Here is a 16,053-nt window from a genome sequence, read left to right as displayed (position 1 = left end):
TGATGAAAATCCAGAAGATTTTAAATATTTTGACGCTGCTTACAGGCGCGATCGCAGTGACTTCTACCAGTCTCTGGATCGGCAAGCAGACTTACTCTTGGCTTCCTCCCCAAGCAGCAACCGAATCCCAACTCATTGATGATTTGATTAGCTTCTTAGCAACCCTTGGTGCCTTCATCTTCTTGGGAGTAACAAGTACTCTGATGTATTCTGTAATCTTCCATCGGGCAGTCAAAGATGACTTCACTGATGGCCCTCCGATTGAAGGTAATGTCACCCTAGAAGTTGTTTGGACAGCAATCCCAATTCTCTTAATATTTTGGATTGCAGGCTACAGCTACCAAGTTTATGAACAAATGGGAATTCAAGGCCCATCAGAACTAGTTCATCTGCATAATCCGCTGGCAATGGAATCGGTTCATGCAGCACCAGCTAACGCCTTAGCAGAACCTGTTGAGAAAATTGACGTACTAGCTAAACAGTGGGCGTGGGTTTTTCACTACCCAGAAAAAGATATTACTAGTACCGAATTGCATTTACCAAGCGATCGCCGAGTACGTTTAGCACTAAAATCACAGGATGTTTTACACGGCTTCTATATTCCTGCGTTCCGCCTCAAGCAGGATATTATTCCTAACCATGCGATCGACTTTGAATTTACTCCCATCCTTGCCGGACAATACCGATTGACCGATTCCCAATATAGCGGCACATACTTTGCGACTATGCAAGCGAATGTAATCGTTGAATCTCCTGAAAATTATCAGCAGTGGCTAGCCCAAGCTGCAACCCAAAAGCCATCCCTAGCAAAGAATCAAGCAGCTTCTGAGTATGCTCAAAAATCCAATCAATCAGTCCAAACTGGTTGGGTTACAGTTCCACCTGCTGCATCTGTTCTAGTCAATTCTCCTGGTTGAAAGGAAAGTAACCGATGACTAATATTCCTATTGAAGGTCTCCTTCTCCCGAATGAGAAGCCCAAGCACGAATCTGCAAGTAACTGGAAAGAATACTTCAGCTTTAGTACCGATCATAAAGTTATTGGTATCCAGTATCTCGTTACCTCATTCTTCTTCTTTCTCGTCGGCGGTATCTTTGCGATGGTGATGCGGGGAGAACTGATGACACCCGAATCAGATTTAGTCGATCGCACCGTCTATAACGGGATGTTCACCATGCACGGCACTGTGATGCTGTTTTTGTGGACATTTCCCTCACTGGTTGGTTTTGCCAACTATCTAGTACCCCTGATGATTGGGGCGCGAGATATGGCATTTCCCCGCCTGAATGCCGTCGCCTTTTGGATGGTGCCAGTAGTTGGGATTTTGATGATGGGTAGTTTCTTTGTTCCTGGTGGCCCAGCCCAAGCCGGTTGGTGGTCTTACCCACCAGTCAGTCTCCAAAACCCCACAGGTAACTTAATTAATGGTCAAGTTATCTGGCTCTTGGCGGTAGCAATATCTGGCGTATCCTCAATTATGGGGGCAGTAAACTTTGTCACCACAATCGTCAAGATGCGGGCCCCAGGAATGGGCTTCTTTCGGATGCCCATGTTTGTCTGGGGAGTGTTTAGTGCCCAGATTATCCAACTATTCGGACTACCTGCACTGACGGCTGGTGCGGTAATGCTGCTACTCGACCTAACTGCTGGCACCGCCTTTTTCGACCCTACCAAGGGTGGGAATCCAGTTATGTTCCAGCATTACTTCTGGTTTTACTCCCACCCCGCTGTTTACGTGATTATTTTGCCCGTCTTTGCGATTTTCTCGGAAATCTTCCCAGTTTATTCACGTAAACCTCTATTTGGTTACAAAGTAGTTGCCGTTTCATCTATCTTGATTGCCGTAGTCAGCGCTATCGTTTGGGTACACCACATGTACACCAGCGGTACATCAGGTTGGATGCGGTTGATTTTCATGCTGACGACGATGTGTGTATCTGTGCCCACAGGAATTAAAGTATTCGCTTGGGTGGCAACGATTTGGGGCGGTAAACTGCGACTGCATACACCGATGCTGTTCGCCCTAGGTGCATTGATCATGTTTGTCTTCGCAGGTATCACAGGCATCATGCTTTCCTCTGTGCCCGTGGATGTCCACGTGAATAACACTTACTTTGTGGTGGGACACTTCCACTACGTTCTCTACGGCACTGTGACAATGGGCTTGTATGCTGCCATCTATCACTGGTTCCCCAAAATGACCGGACGGATGTACTCCGAAAGCTGGGGTAAAATCCACTTCTGGCTAGCATTCATCGGCACTAACCTCAACTTTTTGCCCATGCACCCATTAGGATTGCAAGGAATGTTACGCCGAGTTGCTTCCTACGCCCCAGAGTATCAATACTGGAATGTCATCGCTAGCCTCGGCGGATTCCTATTGGGAATGTCCACCTTACCCTTCATTTTCAATATGGTGATTTCTTGGATGCAAGGCGAGAAAGCACCTGATAATCCTTGGCGGGCAATTGGACTAGAGTGGTTAGTTTCTTCACCACCCCCAGTAGAAAACTTTGAAGAAATTCCCATCATCATCTCCGAACCCTACGGCTACGGTAAATCAGAACCCTTGACAGCCAACCTCCCAGAATAAACGCACGCAAACCATCGGGAAGACGCAAAAACCCTCCGCGTACCCACCGTTCGCGCAGCGTCTCCGATAGGAGAAGTTCAGATCGGCGGAAGCCGCTGCTCCGACTTCTCTCTGCGCTTCCCTTTGCGTACCTTTGCGTTTCAAATTCCCCTTCAAAAAGCAAAATGGACAGCTATATCAATTCCGAAGAATTGCACCATACAAGCGCAGAACACAGCCACGACGAAGAAGGCAATAAAATGTTTGGCTTCATTGTTTTCCTGCTGTCAGAAAGCGTCATTTTCTTGAGTTTTTTCGCCGGATATGCCATCTATAAAACAACAACACCTAATTGGCTACCAGCAGGTGTTTCTGGACTAGAAGTAAAAGAACCAGCAATCAATACAGTAATTCTTGTTGCTAGTAGCTTTGTAATTTACTTAGCAGAACGCGCTCTTCAACGCCACGACTTAGTAAAATTTCGCCTGTTTCTATTGGCAACAATAGCGATGGGAACTTACTTTTTAGTTGGACAGGCGATTGAATGGAAGGGTCTAGCCTTTGGTTTCACCTCCGGCGTATTTGGTGGAACGTTCTATCTGCTTACAGGCTTCCACGGTTTGCACGTTTTCACTGGTATTTTGTTGCAATTGATAATTTTGGTACGTTCATTCCTACCTGGCAATTATGATACAGGTCACTACGGCGTAAATGCAACCTCATTGTTTTGGCACTTCGTCGATGTTATCTGGATTATTTTGTTTGTCCTAATCTATGTTTGGCAGTAAAGATTAATGGGAAGGAAAACCCAGATAATTTCTCTAGGTTGGTGTATGTGGCATTGTTAATTACTTTTATGCCCCATACACCATTCACTGTAATAACTATATTTGGGTCTTAGTTCAACCTTTCAAATTCAACCTTTCCTCAAACTTTGACCCATCTTGATGAGATAAAAATCTTTCACTACTGTGATAACTTCTTCGCCATTGTTCGAGCTTATCTATAGATATTGATTTAGATGTGACATTCATACCATTTCCTCGCCAAGCAACTTCTGCATCTGTTGTGAAAACCCCGCACTCTAACTGATCTAGCCTCATATTCCAATATTCGCTAAATCGACCTTTTAAAGTAATAACTTGCTCAAATACCTTGTTTCTATGCTTATTTCTTCTTTTTCGTTCCGTTGCTCCAGTTGCTTCTGTATCAATAAACTTAGTTTCAATTAAAAACAAACTACCTTTAAAAGTCAGGAAGACAAAATCACACTTACCTAAATCAGTGTAATCTGAAATTGGAGACTTTTCAAATAATAGCAATTCAGCGCATGAGGGAAACAACTCTTTAATATTCAAAAATAAATAAGCTTGCAATAGAAGTTCCTTATCATAAGGAAATAATATCACTCCTTCAAAAAATTTTTGAATGTCCTCGTGAGTTTGGGGTTGAATTTTTTTACAGTATGAAACAAATCTATGTAGCTCGTTGACGATCATCAAGTTCTAACTCCTTCCCCCGGTCGCAGCCTCAAGGGTATTAGCATAAAAAGATACCACTACCTCAAGGAAATTCTCATCCGCATAAGTAACTAAAAAAACTATTAAAATCCTAAATACTTAAGTCAATTTACTGTTGACAGTTTCATCAAACGAATTTTAAGCTGCTTTTCAGTACTGGTGGATTTTTCATTGCTGGCGTCAGCTACCAGTCAGCGATTTTATATGAGCAGGAAAACTGGCGTTTTGCAAAGCTTGAACAGTTATTCGAGAATCTTGGACACAAAATTGCCAACCCAAGCGAACAAGTTTACGAGAAGTTTCAGTTTGGATAATTCCAATCACTGGCATTTTTGCCTTTTCCTTGTCTACTGAATGGTCTTGTAAAATTGTTTTCAAGCGATGTAAATCTTCCATATTACCTGCTTGCTGGGGATTTAATTCCACCATTACCATTTGTACTGTTTCCACTGGTTCTGCATCTTCAAGAATGAATTGAGTTTGCTCATCACGTCGATCTACTTTTCCCCAAATAATCAATCTAGTATCTACTTGGAGTAGGGAACTAATGCGTTCATAAGTTTTCGGAAAAACTACAGCTTCTGATTGTATAGTTAGGTCTTCTATTTGCAATATTGCCATCTGATCGCCTTTTTTCGTCACCACTTTTTTGACATTATTCAACATCACAACTGCACAAAGCCTTGTATCTTCTCTTTGTTCTCCCAACTGCGAAAGATTAATTGGAGTCAAAAGTGGTGCTATTTGCCGTAAGGATTTTAGAGGATGATCTGATACATAAAAGCCTAATAATTCTTTCTCCATCTGCAACTTTTTCTGTGGGGGTAAATCCGTCACAGGTTTAGATTTGGGAGCAGTTTCAAAGGCATTATTTGCTCTTTTATTTTGAGTCAAAGAAAAGCCGTCGCCCAATAAATCAAATAGATTTCCTTGACCAGTGGCTCTATCTTTTGCACGAGATTGTGCCCAATCATACACTAATTCTGAATCGTTAATTAACTGTTGGCGATTGGGTTCAATTTTGTCAAAGGCTCCACAGTAAATTAGCGACTCTAGGGTTCGGCGGTTAACAGCACGTAAATCCACGCGATCGCAAAAATCAGCAAGTGATTTAAACTCTCCTGTCTCATTTCTTGCCTCCAAAATAGAAGCGATCGCATTTTGTCCCACGTTACGCACCGCCGAAAATCCAAACAGAATCTTGCCTGCCGTTGGCGTAAAATCAACACCAGAACGATTAATATCTGGCGGATCTATGGAAATCCCCATATTTGTACAGTTAGTAATATATCTCTGTACTTTCTCGGTATCACCACTGTTAGCTGTTAACAGTGCCGCCATATATTCCAATGGGTAATTAGCTTTTAAATATGCTGTTTGATAAGTTACATAACCATAGGCTGTTGAATGAGATTTATTGAAACAATTAGCAGCTATTAAGCCATTTTTGATTACAAAATTATGGTCACGCTCAACTCCAATGTCATAAACATTTTGTTTGCCTAAATATTTCCGTGTGGCTATTTTTATCATCCTACCTTACCTCGAAAAATTTTGTGGAATTGATAAAATTATGAATTTTGTAGTATTAATAAGGTGTAATACAAAATTATATCATTAGAAAACACTGCTACACTCTTACACAAAAGTAGTCAATATATGAAAACTTTGACAAACTATTCAATAGATGGTTGATAGCCATGTATTTGCTGTTTTGAAAAACATATTAAACATATTTCAATACATATTAATCCGCTTAGTCAGATGAATGAGGAATGACAAGCACAGAAGACTAAGCAATGCCCAAAGCCCAATAACTAATACCCAATTTTGACCAATATGTACTAGAATCAATGATTTGAGTCACAAAGAGAGCAATCATGGCATCCATCCGCGAGTTGCACCAACAGCTGGTTAAAAGAGAACGTTCTGCCGTTGAAATTACCCAAGAAGCTTTAGAGCGCATTCAAGCGTTAGAGCCGAAATTGCACAGCTTTTTATGTGTGACGGCAAATCGGGCATTAGAGCAGGCAGGTGCTGTGGATGCCAAAATTGCCGCAGGAGAAGAAATTGGGCTGCTAGCGGGCATTCCTGTGGGTATTAAGGACAATATGTGTACTAAGGGAATTCCTACCACGTGCGCCTCCCGGATTTTGGAAAATTTTGTGCCGCCTTATGAATCAACAGTGACGCAAAAACTAGCAGATGCTGGGGCAGTAATGGTAGGCAAAACCAACTTGGATGAGTTTGCAATGGGTAGTTCTACAGAAAACTCTGCCTATCAAGTCACGGCTAATCCTTGGGATTTGTCACGAGTTCCAGGTGGTTCTTCAGGGGGTTCGGCGGCGGCGGTGGCATCCCAAGAATGTGTAGTTGCTCTTGGTTCTGATACTGGCGGTTCGATTCGCCAACCTGCATCTTTCTGCGGTGTGGTGGGGATGAAACCCACTTATGGTTTGGTTTCTCGTTATGGTTTGGTGGCTTACGCTTCGTCTTTGGATCAAATTGGGCCATTTGGAAACACAGTGGAAGATGCGGCAATATTATTAGGTGCGATCGCAGGTTACGATTCCAAAGACTCTACCAGCCTGAAGGTTGCCATTCCCAACTATGCTGCCAGCTTAAAACCAAACTTCAAACCCAGAGGTCAGCTAAAAATTGGTATTATTAAAGAAACTTTTGGTGAAGGTTTAGACTCTGTTGTAGAACAAGCTGTTACCAAAGCAGTGGATCAACTACAAAGTCTAGGAGCGGAAATTCATATAATTTCTTGTCCCCGCTTTCGTTATGGCTTACCCACTTACTACATCATCGCCCCATCAGAAGCATCAGCAAACCTAGCTCGTTACGATGGCGTTAAATATGGGTATCGCGCTCCTGATGCAGATAATCTGCTATCAATGTACACTCGTACCCGTGCAGCCGGTTTTGGTACAGAAGTCAAACGCCGGATTATGATTGGCACTTACGCCCTCTCGGCTGGCTATTATGACGCCTACTACCTGAAAGCGCAAAAAGTCCGCACCTTGATTAAGCAAGACTTTGAAAGGGCTTTTGGCGCGGTTGATGTGTTAGTTTGTCCCACATCTCCGACTACAGCATTCAAAGCAGGGGAAAAAACTACTGACCCCTTGAGTATGTATTTAAATGACTTGATGACTATTCCTGTGAATCTTGCTGGTTTACCTAGTTTAAGTTTGCCATGTGGTTTTGACGAACAGGGGCTACCGATAGGATTACAGCTAATTGGCAATGTGCTGCGAGAAGACCTACTGTTTCAGGTAGCTTATGCCTACGAGCAATCAACTACTTGGCATCTACGTAAACCGCAAATATCTTGATTGAAAATGGGTATGGGGCATTGGGCATTGGGTATTGGACATCGGTATTCTTTTTGTCTGCCTTGTCTCCCTCATTTTCCTCTGCTTCCCACTCCCAACTCCCCACTCCCTCTACGTTTTTGGTCATTTGTTAGTCTGATTACTGACTAGTGACTGTTGATTATTGTCTTCTGGAGTCAGGGATTCAGCTGTAAGTTGTGGATTAAGTATATGAAGAAGACCAGCAGACGCACCGACCAATAATAAAAGATAGGTCAGAACAAGAGGTATGTATGTATTTTGTTTGTTATCTGAATTGTGATAAGCATTTTTGGAGTCTTGACAAACAACATTGGTTATAAGGCTGTACGATAAAGCATTTCCATCCAGCCCTAAAGCATCTCCATAACGACGGATGAATCCTTGAAGAAAAATTGGCTCAGGTAATTCTTCAAATCGATCTTCTTCTAAAGCTTGCAAAATACCTACTCGAAGCATCGTCTGAGAGGCTATTTCTTCTATGCGGATAGATTTTTCTTGTCTTACTTGTCGCAAGCGTGTGGTTATTTCCTTTAGTTGCTCTACTTGAGCTGCATTTAAGAGTGTCACAGTCTTCTCCTGTATGGGCTAATTCTACTTTCATTGAGAAGACTTCAATCTGCATACGTAATTTTACTGAATATTTAATTTTAGGATAAATTTTTTTGAGAATGGCTTAATCCTGTATTTTAAAATGCTATTCCAACTATAAACAAGTACAAATTTTGTCATAATTAGTAACTTTAAAAAATAAAAATTTGGGCGCTAAAATTAGCAAGGTATAACTTATAATACAAATATTTTCCTAACATTACTTTGGGCTGGGATAATTGCAGCGATCGCTAATCTTCTGTTCAATAACGATTAGTCATCATTCTTGATTGTGCCAACTCCTTGGTTATTATTAAATATGGCATTTGCTGCACCATAAATATTGACAAAAAATGTTTCATTGGGTTCAACTTTATTATCACCTCTGACACCAATACTAATAAACTTGCTGATTTCGCCAGGATCAAAAATAATTGTCCCCAGCCCAAAATTGTAATCCGAGTCAGATTCTTTAGCAGTACCATCACTCGTACTGTAATTTACAATCACCCTTTGATAAAATTCATTAGAGAGAGTGACGACAAAATTAGCATTAGTTATCATCCCTGTTGTGCCTTCTTTGACTGATACATCTGCAATGCTAATAGCTGGAGGTTGGTCATCATTTATAATAGTAGCCACTCCCAAGCTATCAGTAATCGTGGTATTTGTAGCACCAAAGATATTAACAGAAAATGTCTCGTTGTTTTCAGGTTTGTTATCACCTATGACACTAATACCAAGAGTTTTGGTAGTTTCGCCCGGATTGAAAACAATCGTCCCGGAAGCAGGGTTGTAATCAGAGTCAGAAACTTTAGCAGTGCCATCACTCGTGTTGTAATTTACAGTAACCTGCTGCAAACTCGGTGCGGAGAGAGTGACGATAAAGTTAGCATTAGTTATTGTACTTATGTTACCTTCAGCAATTGAGACATCCGAGATGCTGACAGTTGTTGGGTTATCATCGTTGATGATGGTAGCAACTCCTAAGTTATCTGCGATCGCGGCATTTGTCGCACTCAAAAGATTGACAGAAAATGTCTCGTTAGTTTCAGCTTTGTTATCGCCGATGACACCAATATTAAGAGTTTTGCTAGTTTCACCAGGATTAAAAGTAATCGTCCCCAAAGTCGAATTGTAATCAGAGTCAGCAATAGTAGCAGTACCATCACTGGTGTTGTAATTTATAGTAACTTGCTGGTAACTGGCATTGGAGAGAGTAATAGTAAAGTTAGCATTAGTTGTTGTGCCTGTGTTGCCTTCAATAACTGAGACATCCGAAATGCTGATAGTTGGTTGATTGTCATCGTTAATGATGGTAGCAACTCCTAAGTTATCTGCGATTGCAGCATTTGTTGCACTCAAAAGATTGACAAAAAATGTCTCGTCGGTTTCAAATTTGTTATCGCCTACAACAGCAATGCTAAGGGTTTTACTGGTTTCGCCAGGATTAAAAGTAATCGTCCCTAAAGCCGAATTGTAATCAGAGTCAGCAGCGTTAGCAGTATCATCACTAGTGTTGTAATTTACAGTAATCTGTTGAGAACTAGGATTAGAAAGACTGATAGTAAAGTTAGCGTTAGTTGTTGTGCCTATGTTACCTTCAGAAACCGAAATATTAGAGATAGTGATAGTTGGTTGGTTATCATCGTTAATGATGGTAGCAACTCCTAACTTATCTGCAATCGCGGCATTTGTTGCACTCAAAAGATTGACAAAAAATGTCTCGTCGGTTTCAAATTTGTTATCGCCTACAACAGCAATGCTAAGGGTTTTACTGGTTTCGCCAGGATTAAAAGTAATCGTCCCTAAAGCCGAATTGTAATCAGAGTCAGCAGCGTTAGCAGTATCATCACTAGTGTTGTAATTTACAGTAATCTGTTGAGAACTAGGATTAGAAAGACTGATAGTAAAGTTAGCGTTAGTTGTTGTGCCTATGTTACCTTCAGAAACCGAAACATTAGAGATAGTGATAGTTGGTTGGTTATCATCGTTAATGATGGTAGCAACTCCTAAGTTATCTGCGATCGCGGCATTTGTCGCACCTAAAAGATTGACGGAAAATGTCTCGTCGGTTTCAAATTTGTTATCGCTTACAACACCAATACTAAGAGTTTTGCTGGTTTCATCAGGATTGAAAACGATTGTCCCTAAAGCCGAATTGTAATCAGAGTCAGCAATAGTAGCAGTACTATCACTCGTATTGTAATTTACACTAATCGGCTGATAACTGGCATTGGAGAGAGTGATAGTAAAATTAGCATTATTTGTTGTGCCTGTATTGCCTTCAATAAGTGAGACATCCGAGATAGTAATAGTTGGTTGGTTGTCATCGTTAAAGATGGTAGCAACTCCTAAACTATCAAGAATTGTAGAATTTGTTACACCCAAAAGATTGACAGAAAATGTCTCGTCAGTTTCAAATTTGTTATCGCCGATGACACCAATGCTAAGGATTTTACTGGTTTCGCCAGGATTGAAAGTAATCGTCCCTAAAGTCGAATTGTAATCAGAGTCAGCAGCCTTAGCAGTACCATCATTTGTATTGTAATTTACACTAATCGGTTGATAACTGGGATTAGAGAGAGTGATAGTAAAGTTAGCGTTAGTTGTTATGCCTGTATTACCTTCAATAACTGAGACATCCGAGATGCTGATAGTTGGTTGGCTATCATCGTTGATGATGTTTACTGTAGCCAAACTGTTAGTAATTGTAGAATTTGCTGGCGCAGTTGTGAGGTTGGGGTTACTCAAGATAACAGTAATATCTTCATTGAGTTCAAATGTGTTGTCACCTAAAACATCGGCTGTAATTGTTTTTGTGGTTTCCCCAACAGCGAAGCTTAAAGTCCCAGATGCAGCAGTTCCTCCACCTGTCACTTGAATATTGTTATAGTCACTGCCAAAAATTGCCGCACCGTTAAAAGCATAATTTACGGTACTAGCCACACCAATACCACCACTGCGAGTAACCGTGAAGGTAATAGCTTGAGTACCGCCATTACCTTCAGTCAAATTTGAGGTGGCGGTGGAAATTCCATATTGAATCGAATCATTAGCAGCAATATTTAGAGTAGTTTCAGTTATTGTCCCCAAATCAGCCCCTGTTAACGTGCCGAAGTTGAGTACAACTGTTTCTGCATTCTCAGGTAAATCGTCTGGGTTAATAGTAAAAGTAATTAGCTTTGTTAAATTTGAGCCTGTTGCGCCAGCAGTAAAGGAGATGGTAGTGGGGGAAAAAGTGTAATCGTTGCCACTAATAGCCGTGCTATTGCTTTTGACGACAATAGGAACTGTAACAGCAGTTTCGGGAGAAGCATTTAAGGTAACAGAAATAGTTACTGTAGTGGCGGTACTATCTTCTGTTGTATTGTACGTAGCAGCACCAAAGTTGACTTTTGGAAGCACATATTCAAATGCTCCAATGTCAATTCTCCCGCTTTCAATACGGTTAAAATCTGTGCCACGCTGATCGGTAGTTAAACCACCACTGTAAACTGGATCGCCAGCATTTCTGGCTGGACTGTTAAAGTATAGAGCGTGAGTTTGTGTAGAACCACCATAATCTCCTAGCGGTTTGAGTCCGGGGTTGGGGTTAATAATATCTGTACTCGTACCCAGAGTGCCGGATGATTTACCAGCAATTTTGCCAATTAGGTTGTAAGCATTACCATTGAAGTTATTACCAAAGACATCGGCTCCTTGATTACCTGGGTCAATATTACCAGCAATGATGCTATTACTGATGCTCGCCGTGCCGCTAGATTTATAAATGCCGCCACCATCACCTTGTCCATTATTATCACTATCAGCAATGTTACTAAATATAGTGCTATTGCTAACTGTGGCATTGCTGCTGTAGATGCCGCCACCATGAGTTTTTGCCGTATTGCTAGAAATAGTGCTATTGCTTATGGTGACACTAGTACTGCTGAAAATGCCGCCACCATTGCTGTTCGCGGTGTTGCCAGAAAGAGTACTATTGCTAACTGTGGCATTGCTGCTGTAGATGCCTCCTCCAAGGTTTGCTATGTTGCCAGAAATACTGCTATCACTGACTGTAGCACTACTGCTGTAGATGCCGCCGCCATTGCTGTTCGCGGTGTTGCCAGAAATACTGCTATCGCTGACTATGACACTACTGGTACTGTAAATGCCGCCGCCATAGCTGTTCGTAGTGTTGCCAGAAATAGTACTGTTGCTGACTGTGACGCTACTGGTACTGTAAATGCCACCACCATTACTATTACCTGCATTTCCCCCAGTTATCTTCAACCCATCAATTGAGAGGGAGGCAGTGGCATAAAAAACACGGGAAGTATTGTTACCACTGATGGTAAGTTTATTAGCCCTTGTTCCTTGAATGATCACTCCTTCAGTAACATTCAATTCTCCAGAAGTGAGGGTAATGGTGTCGGGGGTGGCATCACCGAATATTCCAGTCGTATCAAAGAGGATTGTCTCAATTCCTGGATCGTTATTGGCATTGATAATAGCTTGCCTTAAGGAGCCAGCACCGCTGTCATTAGTGTTAGTTACTATATAAGTAGTGCCATCTACTTTGACAGATACATCGTCAATAGCTAAACCATGATCGTTGCCTCCATCATCTATGTCTTCCCAACGCAATATAATCTCTTCACCGTTAGCTATTGGGGTAGCTAGGGTAATTGTTACAGGTGTGATGACAACTCGATTGGCAATTTGATTACCATTTACGGCACCTGTAGTTGCATTTGCAATTGGCCCGGTGAAATCTAGCGATGTCACAGGCGTCCATGTTCCTGTTGTCAAACTTGTGAGAGTTGACCCAGTTTGATAACTGAATTTCAGCTGTTGCTGCGATATATTACCACCATTACGCCATTGCTCACCCGTGTAACTTACTTGCAATTTAGTAATTGATGAACCTGTATTATTTTGAAGGCGCAACCCATAATAAATAGTTCCTGTATTAGCAGAAGCGACAGAACCAAGTGCCCGGTCTGTAGTTGTACCAAAACTGTACAATGCACCTGCATTATTAGTGCCAGAACCAGCGTTATAATTTGTTCTTGTGGAATACCAGCCTGAAATAGTTGAATCATTAGTCCAAGCAATAGATGTTCCCGAAGCAGCTAATGTATTGAAGTTTTGAGAGTATATGCCAGAAAAACTAGCTGGCAAAATAGATTGGTAAGCCTGTATTACTTCCGGTTTAAATGCTAGAGAAGCCTCAATTTTACCCGTCTTCACTTCTAAATCCCAGTCGCCACCTAAAGCTGCACTTCCGGTTTTATCATTAGAAGCGGCAACATCTGCTCCAGTAATTCGGCTAATCTGCTGCACAAATTTTGTGCCTTCACCACTGGCTACATCACAGCCATAAAGTAGGATGTCAGCTTGATCAGTTAAAGCACTTGCCCATTTTTGTAACTGATTTTTGTAGCTATCCAGGTTGCTAAGGTTGAAGTTGATTGACCCTAGTTGTAAACTCCCGACACTTCCGTGGGAAACAATGTGAATTGATTGAACTGAATTGGATTCACGTTTGGCTATAAACTCGGTGATTTGTGCTAAACCGTCTCTATTAGCATCAAGAATAACGACTTCACTACCAAGTACGATACTAGCTAGCAAGTTTTGGTAATCTATAACTTTTGGATCTATGAAAAAAATATTTGCGCTTGCTTCTAGTAATTTCTTAGTAAACTGATTTTTGGTTTCTGGGTGATTATTTTCTGGTAAATTTATCATAGATTAATAATTTTTTAGCTTTAGTTAACTTGATAATATTTTTCACGCATAACAAAATAGAAAGTGAATGACTATGCATTCGCTTTCATTCCCAAATTAAATCGGTAATTAAACCTTTGCTCTAATAAGACAAAATCACAATATTTTTAGTTGTTATATAAGCAAGCACGCCTTAAATAAAGTTAGCTGTTTTTTAGTCATAGCTTTTTGCTTATAGCAATTTATACTAAGATTAGTAACAAGACAACTGCATTTACACTTAAATAGCAATAGATTGACTGAAATTTGAGTATATCTAGCTTTATTAACAGTTCTGGTACTACTAATCCTTTTTCGATGTCTAAAACTGTAGCTTGGGTGCGATCGCGTACTTTTAATTTGTACAAAGTATGGGCAGGAACCTTGATGAAAAACTATATTTGGCAAGTAAACCGATAAATTTTGCTTGATTACCTTCATCAACCGGGGTAACTTAGATACTCATCTAATACAAGATTTCGTCTATGCGCCTGACTTCACTGGATGTTTTTCGTGGCATTACCATCGCTGGAATGATTCTCGTCAATATGGCGGGTGTTGCAGATGATGTATATCCTCCCTTAGCCCACGCCGATTGGCACGGCTGCACGCCAACGGACTTGGTATTTCCCTTCTTTCTCTTCATTATCGGTGTAGCAATGACTTTCTCGCTGTCAAAGTACACTGAAGGCAATAAACCAACCTCAGCTATTTACTGGCGGATATTGCGCCGCGCCGCTATTCTCTTTGCCTTGGGATTGCTACTAAATGGCTTTTGGAATCAAGGTATTTGGACTTTTGATTTGAATAGTATCCGGATTATGGGAGTGTTGCAGCGCATCAGCCTTACTTATCTGCTGGCTTCCCTAGCTGTTCTCAACCTTCCGCGCAAAGGTCAATGGATACTAGCAGTAGTGCTACTCATTGGCTACTGGCTAACGATGATGTATGTTGCAGTACCCGAATATGGTGCGGGCGTTTTGACGCGAGAAGGTAATTTCGGTGCTTATGTTGACCGCCTGATTATTCCCAATGCACATTTATATAAAGGTGATGGTTTTAACTTTATAGGAGATCCAGAAGGACTTTTCAGTACTATTCCCGCCATAGTAAGCGTCCTCACTGGCTACTTCGCTGGTCAATGGATACGCAGTCAACCTGTACAGTCACGTACAAGTATCGGTTTAGGATTATTTGGAGTCGGTTGCTTAATTATCGGTTGGGCGTGGGGGTGGACATTTCCTATTAACAAAAAGTTGTGGACAAGTTCTTATGTAGTATTTACAACAGGTTGGGCGTTACTATTGCTAGCAGCTTGTTATGAATTCATCGAAGTAAGGCTGATACGTCGCTGGAGTAAACCTTTTGAAATTATGGGCTTAAATGCGATCGCTCTTTTCGTTGCATCAGTTTTGTTAATTAAAATTTTAGTCAAAACTACTATTGGCATTGGCAAAGACGCTCCCAGTACCTACAATTGGATTTACCAGAATTTTTTTGCATCTTGGGCGGGTGTGCTGAATGGTTCCCTGTTATTTGCCTTAGTCACAGTGTTGTTGTGGTGGGCTGTTGGTTTTCTGATGTATCGGCAACGCTGGTTTCTGAAAGTATAAAAAAGATTTTTGTTGTTATTTACGTTTTCGTGTTTTCAATGTTACAACAAGTGTTAATTAATAGATTTGTAACACTTTAGGAACAAAGGCAATCGCAACTTTATCAATATTATTGGCGCGTTAATCTGCGCTTTTTTAGCAAACTTACTTAAATCATACCAATTTGAAAAAAGAATGCGACAGGTACATACGGACATACCTTTGTTCTATCTGGCTTTCTTAATTTTGAATTGGTATCAGTCCTGATATCGTTTCTAACGGCAGAAGCGTCTACAGACTTATCTGTGCGTTGAAAATTCTTATTTCTTCTATTCACTAAATTAATCCATAGAAAAATTGTGAGGTAATCGATGCGTCACATGAATTTTTGGGTATTTTTGCCAATTACCTTGATATTGGGCTGCTCAAATCAACTGCTTCAACCTAAACCCTCTGTAACCAACTCTAACCCAGCAGTACAAACTAATCCAACTTTATTAGCAAAGGCGAGTTACCTTTCACCATTGGAACAACAGGTAATTGTTGAAACAAATAAAGTAAGAACAAATCCTAAGAGGATGTTTTAAAAGTCCAAGAAAGTAAAAACTCATGCGAGTCGTCGAAGCATAATACGTATCATCGCAATATAAATAAAAGTCTCGGAG

General features: G+C 40.9%; 11 protein-coding genes. 6 read left to right on the top strand and 5 right to left on the bottom strand.

The annotated features are described in order from the left end of the window. Nucleotides 1-2: 2 nt before the first annotated feature. The 3 genes from V7K89_RS32630 (at nt 3) to V7K89_RS32620 (ending at nt 3,360) form a co-directional block, all read left to right on the top strand. Nucleotides 3-917, top strand: a complete 915-nt coding sequence (locus V7K89_RS32630) for a cytochrome c oxidase subunit II (protein WP_335194872.1) — start codon at nt 3-5, stop codon at nt 915-917. 14 nt (nt 918-931) lie between these two features. Then, entirely contained in the window at nt 932-2,593 is a 1,662-nt protein-coding gene (gene ctaD / locus V7K89_RS32625; protein ID WP_335194794.1) for a cytochrome c oxidase subunit I, read from the top strand. Nucleotides 2,594-2,757: 164 nt separating this feature from the next. Continuing rightward, nucleotides 2,758-3,360, top strand: coding sequence for a cytochrome c oxidase subunit 3 (locus V7K89_RS32620; RefSeq protein WP_335194792.1), 603 nt, complete (start codon nt 2,758-2,760; stop codon nt 3,358-3,360). Nucleotides 3,361-3,474: 114 nt separating this feature from the next. On the opposite strand, the gene V7K89_RS32615 is transcribed toward V7K89_RS32620, so the two are convergent. Continuing rightward, entirely contained in the window at nt 3,475-4,071 is a 597-nt protein-coding gene (locus V7K89_RS32615) for a hypothetical protein (RefSeq protein ID WP_335194870.1), read from the bottom strand. A 201-nt stretch (nt 4,072-4,272) separates the two neighbouring features. Further along, the gene (locus V7K89_RS32610; RefSeq protein ID WP_335194790.1) at nt 4,273-5,625 is read right to left on the bottom strand and encodes a helix-hairpin-helix domain-containing protein; all 1,353 of its coding nucleotides are present in this window, start codon (nt 5,623-5,625) and stop codon (nt 4,273-4,275) included. Between the two features lie 347 nt (nt 5,626-5,972). Between V7K89_RS32610 and gatA the strand changes: the two genes are divergently transcribed. Beyond that, nucleotides 5,973-7,433: an Asp-tRNA(Asn)/Glu-tRNA(Gln) amidotransferase subunit GatA gene (gatA, locus tag V7K89_RS32605; protein WP_335194788.1), complete on the top strand. Its 1,461-nt coding sequence runs from the start codon at nt 5,973-5,975 to the stop codon at nt 7,431-7,433. On the opposite strand, the gene V7K89_RS32600 is transcribed toward gatA, so the two are convergent. The 3 genes from V7K89_RS32600 to V7K89_RS32590 form a co-directional block, all read right to left on the bottom strand. After that, nucleotides 7,399-7,560: a hypothetical protein gene (locus V7K89_RS32600; protein ID WP_335194785.1), complete on the bottom strand. Its 162-nt coding sequence runs from the start codon at nt 7,558-7,560 to the stop codon at nt 7,399-7,401. The two genes, gatA and V7K89_RS32600, sit on opposite strands and share 35 nt — an antisense overlap. Further along, on the bottom strand, nt 7,557-8,021 hold the full coding sequence (locus V7K89_RS32595; RefSeq protein WP_335194784.1) for a helix-turn-helix domain-containing protein: 465 nt from the start codon (nt 8,019-8,021) through the stop codon (nt 7,557-7,559). Before V7K89_RS32595 ends, V7K89_RS32600 begins: the two co-directional genes overlap by 4 nt. 294 nt (nt 8,022-8,315) lie before the next feature. Next, on the bottom strand, nt 8,316-13,778 hold the full coding sequence (locus V7K89_RS32590) for a Calx-beta domain-containing protein (protein ID WP_335194782.1): 5,463 nt from the start codon (nt 13,776-13,778) through the stop codon (nt 8,316-8,318). 503 nt (nt 13,779-14,281) lie between these two features. Here V7K89_RS32590 and V7K89_RS32585 point away from each other — a divergent pair. Together V7K89_RS32585 and V7K89_RS32580 are read left to right on the top strand one after the other, a co-directional pair. Next, nucleotides 14,282-15,409 carry an acyltransferase family protein gene (locus tag V7K89_RS32585; RefSeq protein ID WP_335194780.1) on the top strand — a complete coding sequence of 376 codons (1,128 nt, stop codon included), beginning with the start codon at nt 14,282-14,284 and terminating at the stop codon, nt 15,407-15,409. A gap of 350 nt (nt 15,410-15,759) precedes the next feature. Then, entirely contained in the window at nt 15,760-15,975 is a 216-nt protein-coding gene (locus tag V7K89_RS32580) for a hypothetical protein (protein ID WP_335194778.1), read from the top strand. The last annotated feature ends 78 nt before the right edge of the window (nt 15,976-16,053 follow it).

Origin of the sequence: Nostoc sp. (genome assembly GCF_036917515.1) — a bacterium.
Taxonomy (GTDB): Bacteria; Cyanobacteriota; Cyanobacteriia; order Cyanobacteriales; family Nostocaceae; genus Nostoc.
The sequence above is the reverse complement of the archived record's forward strand: the minus strand, read 5'-3'. Positions and strand labels throughout refer to the sequence as shown.